A 24,406-nucleotide genomic window follows, 5' to 3' on the forward strand; every position below is an offset into this window, starting at 1 on the left:
CTCATCCTTAGCTTACACCGCCCTAAGGTCGCTTTCATGAGGTAAACGCAAGTACTTCTTTCTCTCACTGCAACATATTTTATAATAAATGATCATATAAAAAGATGGACCAAAAGTCAACTTTTGTTTTCACCCATAAAATGTTTCATGCTTTCCATTTGATCTAAAAAGCGCTTTGATTTTAAATACAATCCCGAATATTCTTCGTAATATAAATCAATCACTTGCTTTAATTCAGCTTTTGTTTCCTCTTTTAAGGACACATTGCCGAGCCTCGACAGATCAAAATAGTAAAAGAGTCTTAACAGCCTTGCCGTTTGCGGTTTGATCGGTATCCTGTAAGGATCTTTTTCAAAACAGCGGTGGCATATAAAACCATTATCACGAACAGAGAAATGAAAGGTTCCGTCTTGGCTTTTACAATGTACACAATGATTTAGCTCAGGATACAGGCCCATGACACCGAGCATCTTCATTTGAACAATGAAGGTGATAACATCCGGATCTGTTCCTTCATTTAGCTGTTTTAATGACTCTAATATGAATTCAAATAAATAAGGATTTGGCTTTTTTTCTTCTGTGCCTCTGTCGACTAACTCAGCAATATAGGCAGCATATGCTGTTAAAAACAAGTCTTCCCTGATGCCTCTCATGCTGAGGATCATTTCCCCCTGCTGAAGCGTTCCTAGGCCCGATGTTTTTTGCATTAAGAAAGAACCATACAAAAAGGGCTGGCTGACTGCTGATAAACGGCTGTTCGGTTTTTTGGCGCCTCGTGCCATAACACCTATTTTTCCGTGTTCTCTTGTCAGTAAAGTTACGATTTTATTCGTCTCTCCGTAATCATTTGTGCGAAGAACGATTCCTTCACATTTTGTCAGCATTTCCGCACCTTCCTCAAGCAGGAGCGGCCAAGAGGTTTATAAAATTGGATAATCAAATCGGGCTAGCTCATCTTCTAGTTCTTCGGGTCTTTCCATGTTCTCTTTTTCCAGTTCTTTAAAAAGAAGATACGTATCAACATTTCCTGTTTGAGAAAATACGTTCCAGGTAAAATTCAACACAAGAAACCCACCTTTCTGTAGTTAAACTAGCTTACCTAAACTCCAAATTCTTACCTTTATCTTGACCAGATGTCCTCCATTTCATGTTAAACAAAATTTGCTAATGTATCCCTGTTCCTGTGAGATAATGACACACACAGCTAGAGATTAATATTCGTCCTCTTTAAAGCCAAAATCGCGAAGCTGGGACATTTTATTACGCCAGTCTTTCTGCACTTTCACCCACAATTCAAGGTAGACACGGGAGCCCAACAGTGCTTCAATATCCGCTCTCGCTCTTTTTCCAACCTCTTTTAGAAGGCTTCCTTTTTTACCGATCACGATGCCTTTCTGGGAATCCCGCTCGACCACAATCGTTGCCGCTACGTGCACAGAACCGTTGTCCTGCCCTTTGATGGATTCGATGGCCACCGCAATGCTGTGCGGGATTTCTTCTCTCGTCAAATGCAGCACCTTTTCCCTGATTAATTCAGAAATGATAAATCGCTCAGGGTGGTCAGTTACCTGGTCACTCGGATAGAATTGCGGCCCTTCCGGCAAATACGCTTCAATCTGAGCGAGCAAGGTTTCGATGTTATTTCCTTCTAAAGCAGAAATCGGAACAATTTCCTTAAAAGGATAACGTTTGCGGTATTCGTCAATTAGCAGAAGCAATTGGTCGGGATGAATTTTATCGATTTTGTTTACGATTAAGAATACAGGCGTAGACATCGTCTGCAATTTCTCAATGATGAATTCGTCGCCCTTCCCGTAGCCTTCCTCAGCATTGATCATAAACAAGATCAAATCGACTTCTTTTAATGTATTTTGCGCCACTTTCATCATAAAGTCCCCAAGCTTATGCTTAGGTTTATGAATCCCTGGTGTGTCAATAAAAATGGTTTGTGATGTGCCTGTCGTCAGTACTCCTTGCACCTTGTTTCTCGTCGTTTGGGGCTTATCGCTCATGATCGCGATTTTTTGTCCAATGACTCTGTTCAAAAATGTAGATTTTCCTACGTTTGGTCTTCCAATAATGGATACAAATCCTGATTTAAAGCTTTCGTTCGTCATGTAAATCCTCCGATGAAAATGCGCCTGGCAATAATTCTTCCACAGTCATTTCTTTTATTTGTCCTTGTAAATTAGTCAGTACGACAATAACGTCTTTTGTGCAAAGCTCAGAAATCACCTGGCGGCAGGCTCCGCACGGAGATACCGGTCCAGGGGTGTCAGCCGCAACGGCCAGCATCTGAAACTCTGTATCCCCTTCAGAAACAGCTTTAAATAAAGCGGTACGCTCGGCGCAATTGCACATGCTGTATGCCGCGTTCTCAATGTTGCAGCCTCTGTACACTTTTCCATCCTTGGTAAGAAGAGCGGCTCCTACTTGGAATTTGGAATACGGCGCATATGCCATATCACGCGCTTTTAAAGCTTCTGTTATTAATTCTTGTCTGTTCATGTGTACATTCCTCTCTTACCTATAATGGTACCGCTATCACTTTATATTTTACATAATCGCGCGCTTTTTTTCACGCCCATTTCTAAAAATGTAAAATAAATGTAAGAATTTTCAGCCATTACAGCTTTGGCAAAAAAATAAGTAAACCAATGATACACGAAATCACGGCAAAAACGCAAACAGCCCCGGCGGCAGCGTCCTTGGCCGCTTTAGCAAGAGGGTGATGTTTGTCAGTTATTAAATCAACCGTATGTTCAATGGCTGTATTTAAAAGCTCAAGCGAAAACATACCGCCTATCAAAAGGAATATAATCATCCACTCAATCATGCTGAGCTCTACAAGGAAGCCGCAAATGAGAACAGCACAGGCGGCTGCGGCATGAAATTGGAAATTCCGCTCCGTCCGCGCTGTTTCCCAGATGCCCCGGCCTGCATGCACGAAGCTTTTGAAGAATCGCTTCAGCTCATTTCTATGATCTTTTGAGTCCATAAGCGTCCAGCAATTCCTTTTGCTTAGTAAACATCTCCTCTTCTTCCTCTTTCGTCATATGGTCATATCCTAAAAGGTGCAGAAATCCGTGTACAGCTAGAAATCCGAGCTCTCTTTTAAAAGAATGATTATACTCCTCTGCCTGCTCTCTTGTGCGATCGGCACTGATGATAATATCACCTAAAACCGGAGGCATTTCGGCGCCCACGATTTCGATCTCGCCTTCCCCCTCTTCTTCAAGAGCAAATGAGATGACATCTGTCGGAGCATCCTTTCCCCGGTATTCTTTGTTAATCTGATGTATGTCATCATTGGAAACAATCGTGACAGAAACTTCAGCCTGATCCTGAACGCCTTCACGCTCAGCGGCAAATTGAAGCAGATTTTCTACTTCTTTGAGCATCTCTTCTGAGACGCTTCCCGTTTCATCAACGATATCAATCAGTAAACTCATCTATTTCACCTTCTTAGTAGCCTCCGGATATTCAATCCGGGAGTGGAAAATTCCTTTTAATGTTGCACAGAGCGTTTTTGCGATTGTATCCAGCTCTTTAAATGTCAAATCGCATTCACTGAACTGTCCGTCCTGAAGCTTATCGGATATAATACCCCGGACAAGCTTTTCAATTCGTTCAGGATTTGGATTATGCATGGATCTGACGGCCGCTTCAACACTGTCGGCCACTGATATAATTGCGGCTTCCTTTGACTGCGGCTTCGGCCCCGGATAACGGAACTCTTCCTCTGTAATCTGGTCGCCTTTTTCCTTCGCTTTATAGTAAAAAAACTTTAAAAGCGAGGTTCCATGATGCTGCTCAGCAATATCGACAAGCTCTTTCGGAAATTTATAGCTTCTCAGCATATTCGCACCGTCTGTCGTATGCGAGATAATAATATTTTTACTCAACTGAGGTGACAGCTTGTCATGCGGATTGTCAATATTCATTTGGTTTTCAATAAAATATTGCGGGCGCTTTGTTTTTCCGAGATCGTGATAATATGCGCCGACTCTTGCAAGCAAACCATTAGCCCCAACCGCTTCACAGGCTGCCTCTGATAAATTGGCAACCATTACACTGTGATGATATGTACCTGGTGTTTCTGTCAGTATTTTGCGCAATAGCGGATGGTTAGGATTAGACAGCTCGAGCAGCCTCATGGTGGATAAAATGCCAAAGCCCGTCTCAAAAAACGGCATCAGGCCGATGATCAATACAGATGAAGCAAACCCCGACACAACCCCCATGAGCATTAACGTGCCGATTTCAAGACCCGACAGCGCAGTGTTCTGGATCAATAATAAGGATAGAACGACAACCATATTAATAAACGCCACGAAAAGTCCGGTCTGCAAAATCTTTGATCTTGCATTGTGTTTTCCTAAAAATAATACACCTGAAATGCCGCTGATCAAATAATAAATCCCTATGACATAATTGAATGTTCCTGTCACACCCTGATTAAACATCATACTTCCGCAAATCGCAAGAATGATACTTCCCAAAATGGCAATGCGTTCATTCATCAGCAGTTTGATTAAGATGGCGCCGGCCGCAATGGGGACCAGATAGCCGATATTATTATACTCCATCTTCTGAAACAAACTGACAACCTCCATGATCACAAGCAAAAGTGTTGTGATTATGGAGAATAACAGAATGGATTGGTTTTTAAACTTCAGATTTTGTTTCTGTTTTTCAAAATAATATACAAGTGTTGCAATGAAAAGTCCGATCATAATCAATAGCCCGCTGATCGGTTTAAAGAGATTTGAGTTATTTAATAACCCGGTCAGCTCAAGTTTTCTGTACACTTCCCGATCAATGAGGTCATTTTCTTCCACGAGCACTTGTCCCTGTTTGATTTGAACCTGCTGGACATTATCTGAGGCTTCCTGCCGTTTAGCCTCTGTTGCTTTCGGATCGAAGACGTAATTCGGAATAATAGCAAAACGCCCGATTTCTGTCGCGGCTCCCAAGTATTTAGACGGAATAGAATTGCTCTTTAGCTCTTTTTCTACCTTATCCTTTGCATCAGATAGTTTATCCGAGGGGATTTCACTGCTCATGACCGTATTTACTGCGGTAATGACCGTATCTCTGACAAAAGAAAAGTCTTCACTGTCTGCTTTCAGCAATGTCTTGATGGAATCCTCCGATATAGAATCATTCACATCTGATGTCAATTTGTCCTTTACAGATTTGACCATTGATTTTTCCGATGGTGATTTACTGCCTTCCTCCGATGATTTTTTCACTTCACTAATACTGTCGAATATTGATGACACAAGGTCAATCCGATTGTCTGTATATTCTTTTTTTAATGTATATTGATCTTCAACCGCGTCCTCAGCGGCTTGCTTTTTTTCCTCCGTGGCTTTTTGATCTTCTACGGTTGCCGGAGCGTAAATGGTCTTGTCGCTGACTGAAAACAGGTCTAAATCAAGTGTTTCCGGCTTAACATGTACAAAGAGCAAAGCAAACATAATGGCAGCCAGCAGAAGATACAGCAGTATATGCATGGAGCGAGCATTTTTAAAACTGCTCCATTTTTTCGAGCTGCTTTTGGTCTTAGCCTTCTTTTTCAACACAAGAACCTCCTCTTGAAACATCAAGCCCATAAGCAATCATAAAAATGACCCGATAACGCGCGATCGGGTCATTCAGCATTAATTTTGCTTATCGTATGCTTCAATAATTTTCGCAACAAGCGGATGTCTGACCACGTCTGTCTGGTCTAGCTCAATCATAGAAATGCCGTCTATTCCTTTCAGCATCTCCTTCGCTACTGCAAGTCCCGATTTGACGCCTTTCGGCAGATCAATTTGGCTGACGTCACCTGTAATGATCATTTTAGAGCCAAAACCCAGTCTCGTCAAAAACATTTTCATTTGAGCAGGCGTGGTATTCTGTGCTTCATCAAGTATAACATAAGCATCATCGAGCGTCCGCCCCCTCATATATGCGAGCGGAGCAATTTCAATGATGCCTCTTTCCATCAGACGTTCTGTATGATCTGCCCCAAGCACATCATGGAGAGCGTCATACAGCGGGCGCAAATAAGGATCTACTTTTTCTTTTAGGTCACCTGGGAGAAAACCAAGGCTTTCACCGGCTTCCACGGCAGGTCTTGTTAAAATGATTTTTTTGATATGTCCGTTTTTTAAAGCATGGACTGCTTTTACGACAGCCAGGTACGTTTTCCCGGTTCCCGCCGGACCAATGCCGAATACAAGGTCATTCCGCTTCATAGCGGCCACGTATTCCCGCTGTCCCATTGTTTTTACACGGATTGATTTGCCTTTTGCGTTTTTTGTAATTTCTTCTTCATACATGCTTTCAAAGTATTCAAGTTCATTCTTCTTTGCCATTTTGATGGCGTAAATCACATCACGTTCAGAGATCTCTATCCCCTTGCGAATTAAAGCGAGGAGCGATCCCAGCAGCCTGTCTGCAATCTGAAACGATTCATCATCGCCTGAAACATAAATCGTCTCGCCGCGCGTAATGATATTTACATTCAGATCTTTCTCCATCAATTTCAAAAAAGAATCTTGGTTCCCGAAGAGTGAAAGCGCCTCGTCCGGGTTTTTCAGTTTTTGATTCATCGCAAGTAAATGTTCTGTCATTCTTCAGTCTCCCTGACAATAGGTGTGGTTTGAACGATATCTTCTATAACTTGGTAGAGAATAATCAACTTTACTTTACCATTCTCAACAGTCTGGTGCAAAACTTTTTCACTTTTCACCTCGCCGTTTTCGCCTATTTTATCCTCTACATCCTGTTTACCCAATTTAATGCCTTCTTGAACTGCTTCTTCTTTTGTATATTTTCGCAAAGCCTCTTCACTTTCTCTCGTTTGCTCTTTGACATAGGATACAGGGAGCTTAAATCCGAGAAAATGAAGCGAATGCTTTTCTTGTTCTGTTTTTGGATGCTTCAATTCCTCTTTTTTAAACGTCATCCCCCAGATCGGGATTGCCAAAGAACCAAAAGAAAGCTTGTGCTTTGTCCTTACTTTGCCCGTATAGACGTTAAATAATGTTTCAAGCGGGACTGTCACTTCTGATCTATACCAGGTTTCTCCGTAAATTTCTGCTTTTGAGGCGACTTCCTGCTGATGGTCTTCGCTGCCGATCAGTCCCGAAACAAGCAGCTGTCCCTTTTCAACATGATCGTGTATGGCGGCCATGGGCTGTCCTTTTTGCACAAACATTCTCGTAATGGTTGCTTTCTTTTTGGCGACAATATTGCGCGGGCTAACATATTTTTCTTTTTCGGGCTCATTTTTCTCCACAACTTTCATATGAATGGTCGTCCCCTTCAGATCAACTCCGACCCAAGTGATATTGTCTATTCCATTGGTTAATGATTTCTGTATTTTTTCGGGCGACATCATTAAAAACTGCAGACGGCCCTTTTTGACGCCGATTTCATTAAGATGCTGCCTCATTTGATGTTCTGTTTCAGGCTTAGCGCCTGTCACATCAATTTTCCACACCATATTGGACAGCAAAAACAAAAGAATGAAAAAAATCGCAAAACCGATCGTAAACCCTATATTCAGCTTTGATTTCAGCAACAGGAAGGGAAATCCCTTCCGATTGATAAATCGGGCTTTACATTTAAATTTACTTCTTACCCGCCGAAAGGCATGTACATCCTGAAGCTGTATATATAACGATACGGCTTCTTTCTTTTTTTTGACATGAAAGACCGGAATCCCCTGTCTTGTGCATTCATTAAGGAGCCGCTCAATCCCTCTTCCCGTCAATTCAAGCTGGACCTTACCCGAAAAAAAAGACAGCCATTTATTTTTCACAACATTTCCCCCTCGGCTTTATGACTCAACATATCGAACGACATCAATCGTACCCTCCAAAAGTATCTCTTCCGGAAGAATCGCCTTGATGACAAAATTTTTACCAGATATGATGCACTGGCCCTGCTTCAGCATCAGCCGCACTTCATTCTCACTGAAAAGCAAAAGGCCTCTGTGGTTTTCTATGTAGATATGAAGTCTGCCAACCATTGTAATCCTCGGCAGATCCATCATAACGTCCGGGGGAATTTCCAATGCTCTTGTCAGCCAAGCTTTCATACGATTCTTTCTTTGCCCCATACAAAAAGAACCCCCTTTCATCTCATATGTATGATTTGAAAGGAGGTTCTAACACTTTAATTTTTACGGGCCGGGCGCATCGTACGGTGAGGTTTTTTCGCCCGTGGAGGTCCGAACACCTCTCCTAGAACGATCCCCTGTACGACGGTGTCTTTATTCACCTGAAGCATTTTTTGTTTTGTGTATACTGTTTTTTGTTTGGCAGCAGCAAGATCTCGTTCCAGCCCTTTCAGGTTTCTTGCTGTTTCCCTGCGTCTTTCTTCCGCTTCCCGTCTTGCCTGTTCCATACGGTTAGGGATAGGTGCAGGGGCATCTTCTTTTGACTGCTTTTTTTGAGGAGAAGCAGATTGCATGTGTTGAGGTTTTTTACTTTTTTGGCTGTTTTGCTTTTCTTCTTTGCTCTTTTTGCCGAAAATCGCAGAAATGATTCCGATGATCGCTGCAATAATAAGCGGATTGGTCAGTAAATCTTCCATCAGCGTTCTCCCTTCTTAGAGAGATTATGATTTGCGGTCTTCATCCGAAGGGTCTTTCGTCAGCTTGCCGAATGAATCACGCATTTCTGTGTCAGCATCGATGTTCTTGATATTCATGTAATCCATGACGCCAATATTCCCTTCACGCAAAGCTTCTGCCATCGCAAGCGGCACTTCCGCCTCGGCTTCTACCACTTTCGCGCGCATTTCTTCTACGCGGGCACGCATTTCCTGTTCTTGAGCGACAGCCATCGCACGTCGTTCTTCCGCTTTTGCCTGCGCGATGTTTTTATCAGCCTCGGCCTGATCGGTTTGTAAAATTGCCCCGATGTTTTTGCCGATATCTACATCTGCAATATCAATTGAGAGAATTTCAAACGCAGTTCCTGAGTCCAATCCTTTTCCAAGGACTGTCTGAGAAATCATGTCAGGGTTTTCAAGCACTTTTTTATGATTATCAGATGAACCGATTGTAGAAACGATCCCCTCACCTACACGAGCTACAATGGTTTCTTCCCCTGCTCCCCCAACGAGGCGCTCGATATTCGCTCTTACTGTGATTCTCGCTTTCGCTTTCACTTCAATCCCGTCCATTGCAACACCAGCAATGAACGGTGTTTCAATCACCTTAGGATTAACGCTCATTTGAACAGCTTCCAACACGTCCCGGCCTGCAAGATCAATGGCAGCACAGCGCTCGAATGTGAGTTCAATGTTAGCTCGCTGAGCGGCGATAAGCGCGTTGACGACTCTGTCAACATTACCTCCAGCCAGGTAGTGGCTTTCAAGCTGGTTTGTTCCAACATTAAGTCCCGCTTTATGGGCTTTAATCAGCGGGTTAACAACCCGATTCGGAATGACACGGCGAAGCCTCATCCCAACTAGAGTGAAAATGCTGATTTTCACTCCGGCTGCCAAAGCTGAAATCCAAAGCATTACAGGCACAAATGTAAAAAATACTGCCAAAACAATGATCGCTACTGCGACAATTGCCAGAATCATAAGTGTTGACGGATCCATATAACTTCTCCTCGTTTCTATTTAAATTTCTCTCACGACAATGCGTGAGCCTTCTACTTTAATCACTTTTACTTTTTTATCTTTTTCTGTAAACGATCCCTCCGAAACAACGTCAAGGCGTTCATCATCAATAATCACGGTACCGGAAGGACGCAGCGGTGTAAAGGTTATACCCACTTTTCCCATTAAGTCCGTGCGCGTTTGATTTGAAACGTAGCCGCTCTCCGTGTTTGTAGAATCATTTAATATCAATTTCTTAAATAATTTCATACGCTTTCCCAACACCCTTGTCAGTAAAATAAAAGCTGTAATCGAAACAGCTGAGGCGATCAAGAGAGAAACCGCCATGACAGTGAAGCTCCCCGCGGCTAAAAACAGGCTCGCAATAATCGCTCCCAAGCCCAGTAATCCAATGATTCCTCCGGGAAGAAAAATCTCAAGCAGAATGAGAATCACCCCTGCTATAAAGAGGAGAACCGTCTCATACCCGGCAAGGCCTGCTGCGAGATGCCCGTAGAAGAACAGCAATAACGCAATGAGTCCAGCCGTTCCAGGGAGGCCGACACCCGGGGAAAAAAGCTCCACCGTCAGACCTAAAAAAGCGATTGTCAGCAGAATAGGGACAATGACCGGATTCGTCAGCCATCTTGCTGTCTTTTCCGCAAAGCTCTCCTTTGCGTAGCTAATCTGCGCCTTTTCGAACCCAAGCTTCTTTACGAGCGTGGACAAATTGTCAGCAGTGCCTTCTGAATAGCCTACCTCAATTGCCTTGTCTGCGTTAAGTGTCAGCAGATCTCCCTTAGGCGCGCCGACTTCCTTGGCATCTATATCCGGATCAGCCATTGCGAGCGCATATTTTGGATCGCGGTTATTTTTCACTGCGGCATCTTCCATCTCTGCCAGCCAAAGTGATTGAGCTTTTTGGTCAGCGGCATTGCCTTGGCCATCAACAATCGCGGCGGCTCCCATTTTTCCGCCAGGCGCCATATAAATGTGATCTGCTTGAAGTGCAATATATGCACCAGCAGACAACGCTCGTTTGTTGACATATGCAGTTACGGGGATCTCGCTTTCGGTTATCAAATCGGCCATATCAATAGCAGATTTGACCAATCCCCCTGGGGTATTGATATCAAGAATAATATGGTCTGCATGTGCATCCTTTGCATCTTGTAACGAACGGGACAAAAACGAGGCGAGACCCTGTTCGACATTTTTTTCAACCGGAATCACATAAACAGCTTGCTTTTCTGCTTTTGCGTTCAGTTGTACGCCTAATAAAGAAAGCAAAAATATACCCAAAAGAGCAGCACGGAATCCTTTGATTTGAAGCAAGGGCGGTGTATCCCTCCTTCCTTTTATAATAAAGTGCCTTCTCTTCATACGTAACAAATGTATCAAAGGTTTCATTTTTTTATGTATAAAAAAAGACATCTCTCTTAGAAAGATGTCCTTTTCTTTGCCATTTAAGACAGTTGACTGCTCACAAGCTTATTAATTAAACTTCCGTCAGCTTTACCTTTTACTTTAGGCATAATTGCCCCCATCACTTTGCCCATGTCCGCTTTTGAGCTCGCACCGACCTCCGCGATGGTTTCATTTACGATTGTACGCAGCTCTTCTTCTGACAGCTGCTCAGGTAAATAAACTTCTAAAATGTCCAGCTCTTTTTGAACTTTATCTACTAAATCTAAACGATTAGCGTTTGAAAATTCCTGGAGGGAGTCTTTACGTTGCTTAAGTTCACGAGAAAGGACAGTGAGTTCCTCATCCTCGGTCAAACTGTCTTTCTTAAGCTTAATTGCTTCATTTTGAAGTGAAGCCTTAACCATTCGAACGACAGTCAGTTTGTCTTTCTCACGGTTTTTCATATACAGCTTCATATCCTGGTTGAGACGCTCAAGAAGACTCATAAATCCACCCTCTTTTAGAATTTGCGTTTTCTAGCAGCTTCAGACTTTTTCTTGCGCTTTACGCTAGGTTTTTCATAAAATTCACGCTTTCTTGCTTCTTGCAAAGTACCTGTCTTTGATACACTGCGTTTGAAGCGACGAAGAGCATCTTCAAGCGATTCGTTTTTTCTAACGACCGTTTTTGACATTCTCTTTCCCTCCCTCCGAATACACCAATCGACTACCTTTAAGTTACACATATAAACATGTACTTTGACATTATAATATAAGCCATCAGTCAGGTCAACTAAGTGAGTTCACTTTTCCGTCATGAGTGCGACTGCCTGTCTATATAATGAAAGAAAGGGGTTGGTGAATAGGATGTTAATTCTGATTAGCTTTACTGCTCTTATATTATTCTTTCTCACAGGCATGAACATGCTTCGAAAAGGCTTAATTTCTATGGCGTACTCAAAAATTGAAGATCGTTTGCTTTTATTTACAGACCATCCATTAAAAGCGTTTCTTATCAGCATTGTATTTACGGGGATACTTCAGAGCAGTTCAGCCTTTATGGTCATTGTCATCGGCTTTGTTAGTGCGGGTGTGCTTTCTTTTAAGCGGACGATACCGATGATTCTCGGAACAAACGTTGGGTCTACCTTTACAACTGAATTTATTGCTATCAAAATGGATATTTTGATTTGGGTTCTTTTAATAGGAGGTTTATTGTTTTTTCTGACTGGCAGGTATCCTTTGAAACAGCTGGGAACAAGCTTCCTCGGACTGGGCATCATCTTCTTTTGCATCAGCGGATTCAGCCACCTTGCCGGGCCGCTGACGAAGCTGAAAACGGGAGCCGACGTTCTATACCATGTTAACGATTCAAACTGGTCCGCTTTGCTCATCGGCATGGTGTTAACTGCCATCATTCACTCCAGTTCTGTCTGTATCGGCATTTTGATGAGTTTTATGAATGAAGGGATTATCGGACTGACACAGGCGATGAGCGTCGTACTCGGATCCAATATCGGGACATGCATTACAGCTGTCATGGCTGCTGTATCCGGTGGATATGCGGCGAAACAGACAGCGTATGCGCATGTGGTATTTAACGTGCTAGGGGTGGCTCTAGTATTGCCTTTTCTGACCGCAGCGACCGGCTTTGTAGAGCAGTTATCACCCGATCCTGCCCAAAGGATTGCTCATTTCAGCCTTTTATTTAATGTAGTAACAGCTCTTTTATTTCTTCCGCTTACAAACTTGTTTTACCGCTTGATTCACCTTCTTATCCCGGCTAAATAAAAAACCGGTACATTTTAATGCACCGATTTTTTAGGTTAAGAAGACAAACGCATGTGTTCAGTTATTTCATCCTCAACCACACGGACAAACTGTCCTTCGTTGTAAGGATAACCTGCTTTTAGGATTTTGACTTTTACGATTTTGCCGATCATATCTTCCGTACCTTTGAAAACAACCTTCATATAATTGTCTGTGTAACCGACAAACATATTTTCTTCTTCTGTTTCCTTAAACGCTTCCTCAGGGATAATCTCAAGCACTTCATTTTCATACTGAGAAGCGTATTCTTTTGCAAGCTGGTCAGAAAGAGCAATCAGGCGGTGCACACGTTCGTTTTTCACGTTTTCATCCACTTGGTCTTCCATTCGCGCAGCTGGTGTTCCTGTACGTTTACTGTAAGGGAAAACATGCAGTTCAGAGAATTTATGTTCTTTAATAAAGTTATAGGTTTCCATAAATTCTTCTTCTGTTTCTCCAGGGAATCCGACGATGACATCAGAAGTAACAGCTAAGCCTGGCAGTGCTTTTTTCAATTTATTTAAACGGTCTGCAAAGAATTCCATTGTATATTTGCGTCTCATTCGTTTAAGCACTGTGTTTGATCCGGATTGGATAGGAATATGCAAATGATTCACTATCTTATCTGAGCGGTCTAAGACCTCGATCACTTCGTCAGTGATTTGGCTGGCTTCGATTGAAGAAATTCTGATCCGTTTCACGCCTTCCACACGGGTGTCTAATTCGCTCAAAAGCTTCGCGAAGTTGTAATCTTTCATATCTTCGCCATAGCCGCCTGTATGAATACCCGTAAGAACAATTTCCTTATATCCGGCATCAACAAGCTGCTGCGCTTGTTTAATGACTTCTTCAGGATCGCGGGAGCGGAGCAGGCCGCGCGCCCACGGAATGATACAGAATGTGCAGAAATTATTGCAGCCCTCCTGTATTTTTAATGACGCTCTTGTGCGATCCGTGAAAGCAGGCACATCAAGCTCTTCATATACTCTTGCTTTCATGATGTTGCTGACGCCATTAATCGGCTGGCGTTCTTCTCGGTATTGGTCAATGTAGCCAAGCATTTTTTCACGGTCCTGTGTTCCAACTACAATGTCGACACCGGGGATCGCCATAATCTCAGCAGGTGAGGTTTGCGCGTAGCAGCCTGTGACACAGATGACACCGTCAGGATTTTGACGAATGGCGCGTCTGATCACTTGGCGGCTTTTTTTATCTCCCGTATTTGTAACCGTACATGTATTAATGACATATACATCAGCTGTTTGTTCAAAGTCTCTTCTTTCATAGCCCGCTTCTTTGAAAAGCTGCCAGATTGCTTCTGTTTCATAATGGTTGACTTTACAGCCAAGCGTATGGAAAGCAACAGTTGCCATTACTGATCACCTCTTAATAACTCTGTTTGATAAGAAATCGCGCTCAACGCGTATAGCGGAGCGGTTTCTGTCCTTAAAATTCTCGGTCCAAGGCCGCACGTCACACCGTCTTGCTTTGTGAGCCGTTCAACCTCCGCTTCTGTTAAACCGCCTTCTGGACCAAATACGATCAATAGAGATGATCCTTTCGGAAGGCTGCTTACAATCGCGCTGAATGCGCTTATTTCCCCTTGCTTCGATGACTCCTCGTATGCAACGACACATTTATCGAAATCCTGCATCCTTTGAAGAAGCTGCTGAAAAGAATGGACATCCATCACTCGCGGCACTTCGTTACGGTACGATTGCTCAGCCGCTTCCTTTGCAATTTTCGTCCATCTTTCCCGCTTTTTCTTTGCCTTTTTGTCATCCAGCTTGACAACAGAACGCGCGGCTTGGAAAGGAATAAAGGCATGAGCTCCGAGCTCAGTCCCCTTTTGGATAATCCATTCAAGCTTATCTCCTTTCGGAAGGCCGCTCGCAATATAGACCTTTATCGGAAGCTCTCTGTTTTCATTCGTCCATTCTATCACAAGGCAGGACACTTTATCTTTGGAAACAGATTGAAGTTCACATTTTGCCTCGAAGCCGTCTTGAGAGCAGCAGATAATCTGATCTCCCTCATTCATTCTCATCACGTTCACAATATGATGAACATCTTCGCCGGTAATCGAAAAAGCCGGCGCTTCCTCTATTTGCTGCTTCGTGAGCTCGATAAAATATCGTTGCATACGCTGTGACACCTACTAACTGTTATTTTTTCGCAATAATGCTGACCCAATCTTCCATTGAAAGGATTTCTACAATGGTAAAGCCAGCTTGTTCCAGTGCTTCTTTTACTTCTTGTTTTTTATGCCCGATGATTCCTGACGTAATAAAGTGGCCGCCTTCTTTTAACAGGCTGTACGCTTGTGAAGTAAAGCGAAGAATGACTTCAGCCAAAATGTTGGCCACAATCACATCATGTTCCCCTTCAATCCCGTCTAACAAATTGTTTTGCTTCACTTGAGCAATATCGCTGACTTTGTTCAGCTTGAGATTAAGGCGTGCACTTTCTACAGCCACGGGATCAAGATCGTAGGCATGAACCGATTCAGCCTCAAGCATTGCAGCCGCAATACTTAAAATTCCTGAACCAGTGCCGACATCAATCACCTTATCACCCTTTTGCACAAAGCGTTCAAGCGCCTGAATGCAGAGTACGGTTGTCGGATGTGTCCCTGTGCCGAAAGCCATTCCCGGGTCCATTTCAATAATCAGTTCATCAGTATGGACCGGCGTATATTCCTCCCACGTCGGCACAATTGTAAACTTTTCAGAAATTTTCACAGGATGATAATACTTTTTCCAGGCAGTCGCCCACTCTTCTTCATTTACTTCAGAAATAGTGATCTGGTTTCTACCCAAATCAATATTGTAAAGAAGGAGATTATTAATCGTTTCTTTAATGCCGTCTACAGTTTCGCCCAGAAAACTGTTAACCGGCAGATATGCTTTGACAATGACACCCTCATCTGGGTAATCATTGGGGTCGAGCTGGTAGATTTCCCCGTACACATTCTCACGTTCTTTAATTAAATCAAGCGGGTCCTCTATCACAACCCCACTTGCACCAGCTTCATGCAATATATTTGAGATAGGTTCGACCGCTTCATGTGTTGTGTGAATGCTTAATTCGGACCATTTCAAAACTACCAACTCCTCATCCAATAATTAATCGCCTTTAAACGCGCGTTTTACCTTGTCAAAGAAACTCATTTCCTGTTCGTCAGGCAGGTTTCCGCTGACTTCGGCAAATTCGCGGATAATGTCTTTTTGTTTATCAGTCAGATTTGTCGGCGTAACGACGCGGACGACGATATGCTGGTCACCCTGTCCATAGCCTCTGACATTTTGAACGCCTTTGCCTCTTAATCTAAATTTCGTTCCTGTTTGTGTACCGGCCGGAATTTTCAATTTCACTTTTCCATGCAGCGTCGGCACTTCTACCTCATCTCCAAGAGCAGCCTGAGCAAACGTTAACGGCATTTCACAGTAAATATCATCGCCGTCACGCTCGAAGAACTCGTGTGCGCGTACATGGAACACGACAAATAAATCCCCGGCAGGGCCGCCGTTTATTCCTGATTCACCCTGTCCCGAGAGACGAAGCTGCTGCCCGTCATCTACACCGGCTGGAATTGTCACATTGATTTTCTTGCGTTTTTTGATTTTTCCTTTGCCGCCGCAGTCCGCACATTTGTTTTTAATGATTTTGCCTGTACCTTCACAGTGGTGGCAGACCCGTCTGTTAACGACTTTTCCAAACGGTGTATTTTGCTCTACGTTTAACTGGCCGGAGCCTCCGCAGTGGGAGCATGTTTCTGGATTTGTTCCAGGTTTCGCACCTGAGCCTTTACATGTCTCGCACGTTTCCTCGCGGGGAATTTCGATGGTTGTTTCTTTACCGAAAGCCGCATCCTCAAACGACAGGGTCATCGTATACTGTAAATCAGCACCCTGGCGCGGAGCATTTGGATCTCTCCGTCTTGTGCCTCCGCCGAAAATACTTGAGAAAATATCATCGAAACCAAAACCGCCGAAATCGCCGCCGCCAAAACCTCCGCCGCCGAAGCCTTGGTTAGGGTCAGTGTGACCAAATTGATCGTAATGCGCACGTTTTTGGTCATCTGACAGCGTTTCGTACGCTTCTTTTACCTCTTTAAATTTTTCATCTGATCCGGCTTCTTTGTTAATATCAGGATGATATTTTTTTGACAGCTTCCGATAAGCTTTTTTAATTTCATCCTTTGAAGCGCTCTTACTTACTCCCAGCACTTCATAGTAATCACGCTTACTCATCTCGCTTCACTCTCCCGAATTTCTCACATAAATTAGATTGTATCATTTTGAATTATGATTTTTCAATTCCTTTTATCCCGGGCAAGAAAAAAAGTCAAAGCCAAGAGATGCCTGACTTTGACTTTCTAATCATTGAATCAGATTATGAAATGTGTTCTTTTCGGTCAGCTCCGGAAGCGGGGCTGACACTAAAAAGAACTTATTTTTTGTTTTGGTCGTCGTTTACTTCTTCGTATTCAGCGTCGACAACGTTGTCATCCGCTTTGCCTTCAGCGTTTGCTCCGCCTTGAGCTTGCTGTGCTTTAGCAGCTTCTTCATAAAGCTTCATAGAAAGCTCTTGAACGATTGTTTGAAGCTCATCTTTTTTCGCTTTGATCTCTTCAAATTCGTTTTTCTCAATTGCTGCTTTTAAAGCGTCTTTGGCATCGTTGGCTTTTTTCACTTGTTCTTCATCCACTTTGCCTTCAAGATCTTTTAATGTTTTTTCAGTTTGGAAAACAAGCTGATCTGCTTCGTTGCGGACTTCGATTTCTTCTTTTTTCTTCGCATCAGCGTCAGCATTTTCTTCCGCTTCTTTAACCATGCGTTCGATCTCTTCATCTGAAAGACCTGAAGAAGATTTAATTGTAATGTTTTGTTCTTTCCCTGTGCCTAAGTCTTTTGCTCTTACGTTTACGATACCGTTTTTGTCAATATCGAAAGAAACTTCGATTTGAGGCACGCCGCGCGGTGCTGGCGGGATATCAGTAAGCTGGAAGCGGCCGAGTGTTTTGTTGTCGGCAGACATTGGGCGCTCACCTTGAAGAACATGGATATCAACAGCTGTTTGGTTATCAGCAGCAGTTGAGAACACTTGAGATTTGCTTGTCGGGATCGTCGTGTTGCGGTCGATCAGTTTTGTAAACACGCCGCCCATTGTTTCGATACCGAGAGAAAGCGGTGTAACGTCAAGAAGAACAACATCTTTTACGTCACCTGTGATAACGCCGCCCTGAATCGCAGCACCAAGCGCTACAACTTCATCCGGGTTTACGCCTTTATGCGCTTCTTTTCCAGTTTCTTTTTTGATTGCTTCTTGTACGGCAGGGATACGAGTTGATCCGCCGACAAGGATGACTTTGTCGATTTCGCTTGCAGAAAGTCCTGCATCTTGAAGCGCTTGACGGACAGGACCCATTGTGCGCTCTACTAAATGAGAAGAAAGCTCTTCGAATTTAGCGCGAGTTAATGTAAGTTCAAGGTGAAGCGGTCCTGCTTCTCCAGCTGTGATAAACGGTAAAGAAATTTGCGTAGAAGATACGCCGGAAAGATCTTTTTTCGCTTTTTCAGCTGCGTCTTTCAAACGCTGAAGCGCCATTTTGTCTTTTGATAAATCAATGCCGTTTTCTTTTTTGAATTCAGAAACAAGATGATCGATGATAACTTGGTCAAAATCGTCCCCGCCCAGACGGTTGTCGCCGGCAGTTGAACGAACTTCGAATACACCGTCGCCAAGCTCAAGGATGGAAACGTCGAATGTACCGCCGCCAAGGTCGTATACTAGGATCGTTTGATCTTCATCTGTTTTATCAAGTCCGTATGCAAGCGCTGCTGCAGTTGGCTCGTTGATGATACGTTCTACTTCAAGACCTGCAATTTTACCAGCGTCTTTTGTTGCTTGACGCTCAGCATCGTTAAAGTATGCAGGAACTGTGATAACTGCTTTTGATACTGTTTCGCCAAGATAGCTTTCAGCGTATGATTTAAGGTGTTGAAGGATGATAGCAGACACTTCTTGTGGAGTGTAATCCTTTCCTTCAATTTCAACTTTATAATCAGTACCCATATGACGTTTGACTGACATAATTGTGTTAGGGTTTGTAATAGATTGGCGTTTAGCCACTTCCCCTACTTGACGTTCGCCGTTTTTAAACGCAACAACTGATGGCGTTGTGCGGTTTCCTTCAGCGTTAGCAATCACTTTAGGCTCGCCGCCTTCAAGCACTGCCACACATGAGTTTGTTGTTCCTAAGTCGATTCCGATAACTTTACTCACTTGAATAACCTCCTGCTATGTAATTATTGATTCACTTTGACCATGGAAGGGCGAATGACGCGATCCTTCAGCTTATAGCCTTTTTGCATTTCCTCAACAACAATGTTGGAGCCGTAGTTTTCGTCTTCAGCCTGCATAACAGCTTGGTGCAGATTAGGATCAAATTCCTGCCCTACAGCTTCGATGGCTTCGACGCCTTCTTTTTTCAAGGCTTCTACGAGCTGACGGTGGACCATTTCCATTCCCTGGAGCAAACTTTTCGTCTGTTCATTGTCGGCTTCAACCTGAAGCGCTCGTTCAAAGCTGTCAAGAGCCGGCAGCAAATCAGTCACGATATTTTGAGAACGGTATTTTTGGGACGCTTCCATCTCTAAACGGCTGCGTCGTTTATAGTTTTCAAAGTCTGCTTGAACACGCAAAAGTTTGTTTTCTTTTTCCTCAAGCAAACCTTGCAATTCGTTAATTTGGTTTTGAAGAAGTTCGCTTTCATTTGTTTCTTCCTGCTGTTCATCAGCGGCAGCTTGTTCTTCAATGATTTCTTGCTCTTCTGTTTCGTTTTGTTCAACGGTTTGTTTTTCTTCTGACATTGTGTTCACCTCCCTCAAAGTGTAAGGAGAAGGACAGGTGCTGCCCTTCGATAAAATTTGCCAAAATTCCCTTATTCATCATACAGACTTGTTAATGCTTTTGACAAGTCCGAAGTCACATGCTGAAGCAGGCTGACAACCCTGGAATAATTCATGCGGGTCGGGCCGATAATCGCAATTGAGCCGATCTGCTTCTGGTCTACGGAATAAGAAGCCGTAATCAGACTGCAATTTTCCATCTCTTCATAGTCGTTTTCTTTTCCGATTTTAATCGAAATTCCCGTGTGCGGGGATTGAACCAGCTTTAAAACATCCTGTTCTTTCTCAATTAATGAAAGGAGCGACCGAACTCGGGTGATATCATGGAACTCAGGCTGGTTCAGCATATTGATTTTCCCGCCAAAAAACAACTTTTCAACATGATTTGTGGAATGAAAGGTTGAACGAAGCGCGTCGAGTATATTGTCATAGTTCTTAATGTGCTGTCTTAGGTACATGACAACTTCCTTAAATATGCGCTCATTCAGTTCATCCATTGGAACGCCGCTTAAACGGTCATTCAGTATATTGACCAGTTTTTCAATATCAGACAGATCCATTTTGGTCGGAAAGTTAATCGTTTTGTTTTCCACATGCCCCGTATTGGTAACGAGAATCGCTACCGCCATATCAGGCTGAATCGGAATGATTTGAATCTGTTTAAGGTAATTCTCACTCAGCTTCGGCCCGAGTACGATGGATGTGTAATTCGTCAGATCGGACAAAATTTGCGCTGATTTTTGAACTGTCTTCTCCAGCTCGAAAATTTTCTCTTTGAAGATCGAGTGGATTTGGTCCAGGTCGCTTTTCGTCAGTTTGACGGGTGACAGCAAATGGTCAACATAGTACCGATACCCTTTTTCTGACGGAACACGTCCTGAGGATGAATGGGTTTTTTCAATAAAGCCCAATTCCTCCAAGTCAGCCATCTCGTTTCTTATTGTTGCAGAGCTAAATGTGATTTCATCTTTTTTCGAAAGAGTTCTTGATCCCACCGGCTGTGCCGATTTAATAAAATCGTTGATTATAACCTGAAGGATCAGCAGCTGACGATTTGTTAACATCATCATCACCTCTGTTAGCACTCTCAATAAGTGAGTGCTAATTCTATAACAAAAGTATCAAACCACAAGAAAAATGTCAATTATAACTCACCCAAAAAAGCGCCAAAAACTTCATTGCCTAATAATTTCCCTTGATGAGTCAAATAAACGGCAGACTCCGAATTGTGAATCAGCCCTTTTTCAGCGAGGTCTTTTAACACGCTTGGGAAAAGTTCATCTAGGGAACGGCCGTATTTTTCTGCGAATCGTTTTTTGCTGACACCGGCTGTTTTTCTCAAACCTAAAAACATTTCTTCCTCAATCTGTTCTTCTGTTGTCACTTCATGTGTATCTCTGTACGGAAAACCCTTTTCAGCTATCAGGTCAATGTAATGCTTAACAGGTCCGACGTTCACTGTTCGTGTGCCGCCAATATATCCGTGAGCGCCGGCTCCGAAACCGAAATATTGTTCGTTGCTCCAATACGTTAGATTGTGCTTAGATTCCATGCCTGCCTTAGCAAAGTTGCTGATTTCATATTGATGAATGCCGTGAGCTTCCATCTGGCTCATCACCATTTCATACATTTCAGCTTCCTGCTCCTGCGGCGGAAGATGAAGCCGCCCTTTTTGCATCAAATTATAAAATACCGTTTTCGGTTCTACAATAAGGGAGTAAACGGAATAATGCTCGGCGTCCAATGATAAAGCAGTGTTTATGGAATGTTCCAGATGCTTGAGGGTTTGCCCCGGAAGCCCGAACATTAGATCAAGACTGATATTCTCAAAACCAATTTCCCGCGCTCTTTCAAAAGAGGTGAATACATCTTTTTGCTTGTGCACTCGGCCGATTTTTTCTAACAGATCGTCTTCGAACGTTTGCACACCAAAGCTGAGGCGATTTACGCCTGCTTCTTTTAATATTTTTAATTTCTCTGCGGACAAGTCGTCCGGATTCGCTTCAACCGCAAATTCCGATAAGTTGCTTGAGGGCTTCAGCACGCGGTTGATCATGTCCATCAGCTTTTTAAGCTGTTCCTCAGACAGGGAGGTCGGCGTGCCTCCTCCGATAAAGATTGTTTTGAGATCAGGCTGCCCGGTTTTTGCTATTGTATTTATCATTTCCTGTTCGAGTGCGTTTAAATACTCGTCGACTGGCTGACTTTGAATAAAATATTTATTGAAATCGCAGTAGTGGCAAATATGCTCACAAAATGGGATATGGATATAAGCTGATTTCAAATGGATCACCTTCTTTACAGAAAGAAGCCGCAGTACAAGACTGCGGCGGCTTCTATTGTTTTTTCGGACTGTCGTCCATTTTCAGAACTGCCATAAATGCTTCTTGCGGCACTTCAACTGAGCCGACCTGCTTCATACGGCGTTTTCCTTCTTTTTGTTTTTCAAGAAGTTTCCGTTTACGCGAGATGTCCCCTCCGTAACATTTAGCCAATACGTTTTTACGCATTGCTTTTATGGTGGAGCGGGCCACGATTTTCTGGCCGATTGCGGCTTGTACCGGAACTTCAAACTGCTGGCGCGGAATGAGTTCTTTAGTTTTTCAACGATCACTTTTCCGCGTTCATATGCGTAATCACGATGCACGATAAAGGAAAGGGCATCGATTTTTTCACCATTCAGCATAATGTCCATTTTCACAAGCTTGGACGGTTTGTAGCCGATCAGTTCATAATCAAAGGACGCATAGCCTTTAGTGCTTGATTTCAGCTGATCAAAAAACTCATATACGATTTCCGCTAATGGCATATCATAAATGATGCTGACACGGTTTGCGTCTAAATACTGCATATCAATAAAATTGCCGCGTTTTCCTTGGCAAAGCTCCATTACAGCGCCGACATAGTCATTCGGCACCATCATCGTCGCTTTTACGTATGGCTCCTCAACCCTTTCGATCTTTTGAGGATCCGGCATGTTGGATGGGTTGTCGACAACGACCTTTTCGCCGTCTGTCATATACACGTCATAGATAACGCTTGGCGCTGTCGTAATCAGGTCGATGTTGAACTCACGCTCAATTCGCTCCTGAATGATCTCCATGTGAAGCATGCCTAAAAATCCGCAGCGGAACCCGAATCCAAGCGCTTGCGAAGTTTCCGCTTCATATTGAAGGGAGGAATCATTCAGCTCAAGCTTTTCAAGAGCTTCCCTTAAATCATTATACTTCGCTGTATCAATCGGATACAAACCACAGTACACCATCGGGTTTAGCTTGCGGTATCCCGGCAGCGCTTCTTCTGCAGGATTGGCAGCGCTCGTTATTGTATCACCGACACGTGTGTCACCGACATTTTTGATTGAGGCAGTCAGGAAGCCTACATCACCGACCGTCAGTTCATTTGTCGGAGTTGCTTTCGGCGTGAACACGCCCACCTCTGTTACTTCGAATTCTTTGCCGGTTGCCATCATTTTGATTTTTTGTCCCGGCTTTACCGTTCCTTCAACGACTCTGATATAAGCCACGACACCGCGGTAGGCGTCATAAAGCGAGTCGAAGATCAGCGCTTTGAGCGGCGCCTCCGGATCTCCGGTCGGAGCTGGCACCTTTTCTACGATTTGTTCTAAAATCTCCTCAATCCCGATACCGGCTTTTGCTGAAGCAAGCACGGCTTCTGATGCGTCAAGGCCGATAACGTCTTCTACCTCTTGGCGCACACGTTCGGGCTCGGCGCTCGGAAGGTCGATTTTATTGATGACCGGAAGGATTTCAAGATCGTTGTCAAGCGCTAAGTAGACATTGGCGAGCGTCTGCGCTTCAATCCCCTGGGCTGCATCCACGACAAGAATCGCTCCCTCGCAGGCAGCAAGGCTTCGGGATACTTCATACGTGAAGTCGACGTGTCCCGGCGTATCGATTAGATGAAAGATATATTCTTCTCCGTCTTTTGCTTTATATTTAAGCTGAACAGAGTTTAATTTAATGGTTATGCCCCGCTCACGTTCAAGATCCATAGAATCGAGCAATTGTTCTTTCATTTCTCGTTGAGTGATTGCCGACGTTTTTTCTAAAATACGATCCGCTAAGGTCGATTTTCCGTGGTCAATATGGGCAATGATAGAGAAATTCCGTATTCTCGATTGCCTCTCTAAACGCTTTTCTTTATCTGTCACAATCTATCACTCCTACTATTAAACGCAAAATACACTAGCTTAGATTATATCAATAGGATTGTAAAGATTCAATGTAAAACAAGAAAGAGAAAAGTTCCCTATCATATCTGGGCTGCTTTTCTCTTTCACGTACTTATTGATTCATATCCCGTATCCATTCATACATTGACTGGGCAGTATTGGTTACGGTGTCCGAAAGCGCTTTTCCGGCTTTTGAAAACATATTGAATGTCTCCACCTTTTCCAGCTCTTTTTGTTTTTCTTCTAAATCTTTTGCCGTGACTGTTTCTCCTAGGATTGAGGCTTCTTTTTCATTATCTTTTCCGTCGGTGAGCGTAAACGCCCCCTTCAGTGAAGGGTCATAATAGCCTTTCATACTCAGCATCCCGTTGTTTGCCTGCTGCATGCCGAACAGAACGCCTAAAAACATGATCGTGACAAGCAGTAAGCACTTTCCAAAGTATGCAATCAAATCAACCACCTATTTC

At 43.4% G+C, this 24,406-nt stretch carries 25 protein-coding genes, 1 pseudogene and 1 other annotated feature (1 of these 27 only partly in view); of the genes and pseudogenes, 1 reads left to right on the forward strand and 25 read right to left on the reverse strand.

Annotation, left to right across the window (positions count from 1 at the left end; translation table 11 throughout):
- Positions 1 to 77: a binding site (T-box leader), on the reverse strand (it extends 98 nt beyond the left edge of the window).
- Positions 78 to 116: 39 nt separating this feature from the next.
- The 15 genes from recO to rpsU form a co-directional block, all read right to left on the reverse strand.
- Positions 117 to 884, reverse strand: coding sequence for a DNA repair protein RecO (gene recO / locus QF06_RS10820; protein ID WP_041850024.1), 768 nt, complete (start codon positions 882 to 884; stop codon positions 117 to 119).
- A 36-nt stretch (positions 885 to 920) separates the two neighbouring features.
- Positions 921 to 1,064 (reverse strand): YqzL family protein, encoded by a 144-nt coding sequence (locus tag QF06_RS21250; protein WP_003230053.1) that lies wholly within the window; start codon positions 1,062 to 1,064, stop codon positions 921 to 923.
- A 147-nt stretch (positions 1,065 to 1,211) separates the two neighbouring features.
- A complete protein-coding gene (gene era / locus QF06_RS10825) occupies positions 1,212 to 2,117 on the reverse strand; it encodes a GTPase Era (RefSeq protein WP_003230051.1) in 906 nt (301 codons plus the stop codon).
- The gene (locus QF06_RS10830; protein ID WP_003230049.1) at positions 2,098 to 2,508 is read right to left on the reverse strand and encodes a cytidine deaminase; all 411 of its coding nucleotides are present in this window, start codon (positions 2,506 to 2,508) and stop codon (positions 2,098 to 2,100) included. Before QF06_RS10830 ends, era begins: the two co-directional genes overlap by 20 nt.
- Before the next feature lie 118 nt (positions 2,509 to 2,626).
- A complete protein-coding gene (locus tag QF06_RS10835; RefSeq protein ID WP_015384119.1) occupies positions 2,627 to 2,998 on the reverse strand; it encodes a diacylglycerol kinase family protein in 372 nt (123 codons plus the stop codon).
- Positions 2,979 to 3,452 carry an rRNA maturation RNase YbeY gene (ybeY, locus tag QF06_RS10840; protein ID WP_003230039.1) on the reverse strand — a complete coding sequence of 158 codons (474 nt, stop codon included), beginning with the start codon at positions 3,450 to 3,452 and terminating at the stop codon, positions 2,979 to 2,981. The genes QF06_RS10835 and ybeY overlap by 20 nt, the downstream gene beginning before the upstream one ends.
- On the reverse strand, positions 3,453 to 5,588 hold the full coding sequence (gene pgpH / locus QF06_RS10845) for a cyclic-di-AMP phosphodiesterase PgpH (RefSeq protein WP_015251683.1): 2,136 nt from the start codon (positions 5,586 to 5,588) through the stop codon (positions 3,453 to 3,455). It lies immediately after the preceding gene.
- 78 nt (positions 5,589 to 5,666) lie between these two features.
- A complete protein-coding gene (locus QF06_RS10850) occupies positions 5,667 to 6,626 on the reverse strand; it encodes a PhoH family protein (RefSeq protein ID WP_014477373.1) in 960 nt (319 codons plus the stop codon).
- Positions 6,623 to 7,819, reverse strand: a complete 1,197-nt coding sequence (gene yqfD / locus QF06_RS10855; RefSeq protein ID WP_003230033.1) for a sporulation protein YqfD — start codon at positions 7,817 to 7,819, stop codon at positions 6,623 to 6,625. Before yqfD ends, QF06_RS10850 begins: the two co-directional genes overlap by 4 nt.
- A gap of 18 nt (positions 7,820 to 7,837) precedes the next feature.
- Positions 7,838 to 8,119, reverse strand: coding sequence for a sporulation protein YqfC (yqfC, locus tag QF06_RS10860; protein ID WP_003226191.1), 282 nt, complete (start codon positions 8,117 to 8,119; stop codon positions 7,838 to 7,840).
- Between the two features lie 56 nt (positions 8,120 to 8,175).
- Positions 8,176 to 8,595, reverse strand: a complete 420-nt coding sequence (locus QF06_RS10865) for a hypothetical protein (protein ID WP_032722132.1) — start codon at positions 8,593 to 8,595, stop codon at positions 8,176 to 8,178.
- Between the two features lie 24 nt (positions 8,596 to 8,619).
- Positions 8,620 to 9,615 carry a flotillin-like protein FloA gene (floA, locus tag QF06_RS10870; protein WP_003230026.1) on the reverse strand — a complete coding sequence of 332 codons (996 nt, stop codon included), beginning with the start codon at positions 9,613 to 9,615 and terminating at the stop codon, positions 8,620 to 8,622.
- 21 nt (positions 9,616 to 9,636) lie between these two features.
- The gene (locus QF06_RS10875) at positions 9,637 to 10,950 is read right to left on the reverse strand and encodes an NfeD family protein (RefSeq protein ID WP_033884447.1); all 1,314 of its coding nucleotides are present in this window, start codon (positions 10,948 to 10,950) and stop codon (positions 9,637 to 9,639) included.
- A 131-nt stretch (positions 10,951 to 11,081) separates the two neighbouring features.
- Entirely contained in the window at positions 11,082 to 11,528 is a 447-nt protein-coding gene (locus QF06_RS10880) for a GatB/YqeY domain-containing protein (RefSeq protein ID WP_003230022.1), read from the reverse strand.
- A 14-nt stretch (positions 11,529 to 11,542) separates the two neighbouring features.
- A complete protein-coding gene (gene rpsU / locus QF06_RS10885) occupies positions 11,543 to 11,716 on the reverse strand; it encodes a 30S ribosomal protein S21 (RefSeq protein WP_003152957.1) in 174 nt (57 codons plus the stop codon).
- A gap of 172 nt (positions 11,717 to 11,888) precedes the next feature.
- On the opposite strand from rpsU, the gene QF06_RS10890 reads away from it, so the two are divergent.
- On the forward strand, positions 11,889 to 12,812 hold the full coding sequence (locus tag QF06_RS10890; protein ID WP_014480301.1) for a Na/Pi symporter: 924 nt from the start codon (positions 11,889 to 11,891) through the stop codon (positions 12,810 to 12,812).
- Between the two features lie 35 nt (positions 12,813 to 12,847).
- On the opposite strand, the gene mtaB is transcribed toward QF06_RS10890, so the two are convergent.
- The 10 genes and pseudogenes from mtaB to QF06_RS10940 all read right to left on the reverse strand — a co-directional run bounded on the left by mtaB (position 12,848) and on the right by QF06_RS10940 (position 24,390).
- Positions 12,848 to 14,203 carry a tRNA (N(6)-L-threonylcarbamoyladenosine(37)-C(2))-methylthiotransferase MtaB gene (gene mtaB / locus QF06_RS10895; RefSeq protein ID WP_003230017.1) on the reverse strand — a complete coding sequence of 452 codons (1,356 nt, stop codon included), beginning with the start codon at positions 14,201 to 14,203 and terminating at the stop codon, positions 12,848 to 12,850.
- Positions 14,203 to 14,973: a 16S rRNA (uracil(1498)-N(3))-methyltransferase gene (locus tag QF06_RS10900; RefSeq protein WP_038829708.1), complete on the reverse strand. Its 771-nt coding sequence runs from the start codon at positions 14,971 to 14,973 to the stop codon at positions 14,203 to 14,205. Before QF06_RS10900 ends, mtaB begins: the two co-directional genes overlap by 1 nt.
- Before the next feature lie 22 nt (positions 14,974 to 14,995).
- Complete coding sequence (prmA, locus tag QF06_RS10905; protein ID WP_032726187.1) at positions 14,996 to 15,931, reverse strand: 50S ribosomal protein L11 methyltransferase; 936 nt, start codon at positions 15,929 to 15,931, stop codon at positions 14,996 to 14,998.
- Positions 15,932 to 15,955: 24 nt separating this feature from the next.
- Entirely contained in the window at positions 15,956 to 17,083 is a 1,128-nt protein-coding gene (dnaJ, locus tag QF06_RS10910; RefSeq protein ID WP_041850026.1) for a molecular chaperone DnaJ, read from the reverse strand.
- A 199-nt stretch (positions 17,084 to 17,282) separates the two neighbouring features.
- Positions 17,283 to 19,118 (reverse strand): molecular chaperone DnaK, encoded by a 1,836-nt coding sequence (gene dnaK / locus QF06_RS10915; RefSeq protein WP_014477380.1) that lies wholly within the window; start codon positions 19,116 to 19,118, stop codon positions 17,283 to 17,285.
- Between the two features lie 23 nt (positions 19,119 to 19,141).
- The gene (gene grpE / locus QF06_RS10920) at positions 19,142 to 19,705 is read right to left on the reverse strand and encodes a nucleotide exchange factor GrpE (RefSeq protein ID WP_003230005.1); all 564 of its coding nucleotides are present in this window, start codon (positions 19,703 to 19,705) and stop codon (positions 19,142 to 19,144) included.
- Between the two features lie 71 nt (positions 19,706 to 19,776).
- The gene (gene hrcA, locus QF06_RS10925) at positions 19,777 to 20,808 is read right to left on the reverse strand and encodes a heat-inducible transcriptional repressor HrcA (RefSeq protein WP_003246126.1); all 1,032 of its coding nucleotides are present in this window, start codon (positions 20,806 to 20,808) and stop codon (positions 19,777 to 19,779) included.
- Positions 20,809 to 20,888: 80 nt separating this feature from the next.
- Positions 20,889 to 22,028 (reverse strand): radical SAM family heme chaperone HemW, encoded by a 1,140-nt coding sequence (gene hemW, locus QF06_RS10930; protein ID WP_021480059.1) that lies wholly within the window; start codon positions 22,026 to 22,028, stop codon positions 20,889 to 20,891.
- Positions 22,029 to 22,080: 52 nt separating this feature from the next.
- Positions 22,081 to 23,918 (reverse strand): annotated as a pseudogene (gene lepA / locus QF06_RS10935) (translation elongation factor 4).
- 133 nt (positions 23,919 to 24,051) lie between these two features.
- On the reverse strand, positions 24,052 to 24,390 hold the full coding sequence (locus tag QF06_RS10940) for a YqxA family protein (RefSeq protein ID WP_041850027.1): 339 nt from the start codon (positions 24,388 to 24,390) through the stop codon (positions 24,052 to 24,054).
- Positions 24,391 to 24,406 lie beyond the last annotated feature (16 nt).

This window comes from Bacillus sp. YP1 (genome assembly GCF_000877815.1).
In the GTDB taxonomy this organism is placed as follows: domain Bacteria; phylum Bacillota; class Bacilli; order Bacillales; family Bacillaceae; genus Bacillus; species Bacillus subtilis.

What these genes read in the sequence shown, in the direction of transcription:
- recO (WP_041850024.1), bottom strand. Translation starts at nt 884, where the DNA reads ATGCTGACAAAATGTGAAGGAATCGTTCTTCGCACAAATGATTACGGA.
- era (WP_003230051.1), bottom strand. Translation starts at nt 2,117, where the DNA reads ATGACGAACGAAAGCTTTAAATCAGGATTTGTATCCATTATTGGAAGA.
- QF06_RS10830 (WP_003230049.1), bottom strand. Translation starts at nt 2,508, where the DNA reads ATGAACAGACAAGAATTAATAACAGAAGCTTTAAAAGCGCGTGATATG.
- QF06_RS10835 (WP_015384119.1), bottom strand. Translation starts at nt 2,998, where the DNA reads ATGGACTCAAAAGATCATAGAAATGAGCTGAAGCGATTCTTCAAAAGC.
- ybeY (WP_003230039.1), bottom strand. Translation starts at nt 3,452, where the DNA reads ATGAGTTTACTGATTGATATCGTTGATGAAACGGGAAGCGTCTCAGAA.
- QF06_RS10850 (WP_014477373.1), bottom strand. Translation starts at nt 6,626, where the DNA reads ATGACAGAACATTTACTTGCGATGAATCAAAAACTGAAAAACCCGGAC.
- yqfC (WP_003226191.1), bottom strand. Translation starts at nt 8,119, where the DNA reads ATGGGGCAAAGAAAGAATCGTATGAAAGCTTGGCTGACAAGAGCATTG.
- QF06_RS10865 (WP_032722132.1), bottom strand. Translation starts at nt 8,595, where the DNA reads ATGGAAGATTTACTGACCAATCCGCTTATTATTGCAGCGATCATCGGA.
- floA (WP_003230026.1), bottom strand. Translation starts at nt 9,615, where the DNA reads ATGGATCCGTCAACACTTATGATTCTGGCAATTGTCGCAGTAGCGATC.
- QF06_RS10880 (WP_003230022.1), bottom strand. Translation starts at nt 11,528, where the DNA reads ATGAGTCTTCTTGAGCGTCTCAACCAGGATATGAAGCTGTATATGAAA.
- rpsU (WP_003152957.1), bottom strand. Translation starts at nt 11,716, where the DNA reads ATGTCAAAAACGGTCGTTAGAAAAAACGAATCGCTTGAAGATGCTCTT.
- QF06_RS10890 (WP_014480301.1), top strand. Translation starts at nt 11,889, where the DNA reads ATGTTAATTCTGATTAGCTTTACTGCTCTTATATTATTCTTTCTCACA.
- mtaB (WP_003230017.1), bottom strand. Translation starts at nt 14,203, where the DNA reads ATGGCAACTGTTGCTTTCCATACGCTTGGCTGTAAAGTCAACCATTAT.
- QF06_RS10900 (WP_038829708.1), bottom strand. Translation starts at nt 14,973, where the DNA reads ATGCAACGATATTTTATCGAGCTCACGAAGCAGCAAATAGAGGAAGCG.
- dnaJ (WP_041850026.1), bottom strand. Translation starts at nt 17,083, where the DNA reads ATGAGTAAGCGTGATTACTATGAAGTGCTGGGAGTAAGTAAGAGCGCT.
- grpE (WP_003230005.1), bottom strand. Translation starts at nt 19,705, where the DNA reads ATGTCAGAAGAAAAACAAACCGTTGAACAAAACGAAACAGAAGAGCAA.
- hrcA (WP_003246126.1), bottom strand. Translation starts at nt 20,808, where the DNA reads ATGTTAACAAATCGTCAGCTGCTGATCCTTCAGGTTATAATCAACGAT.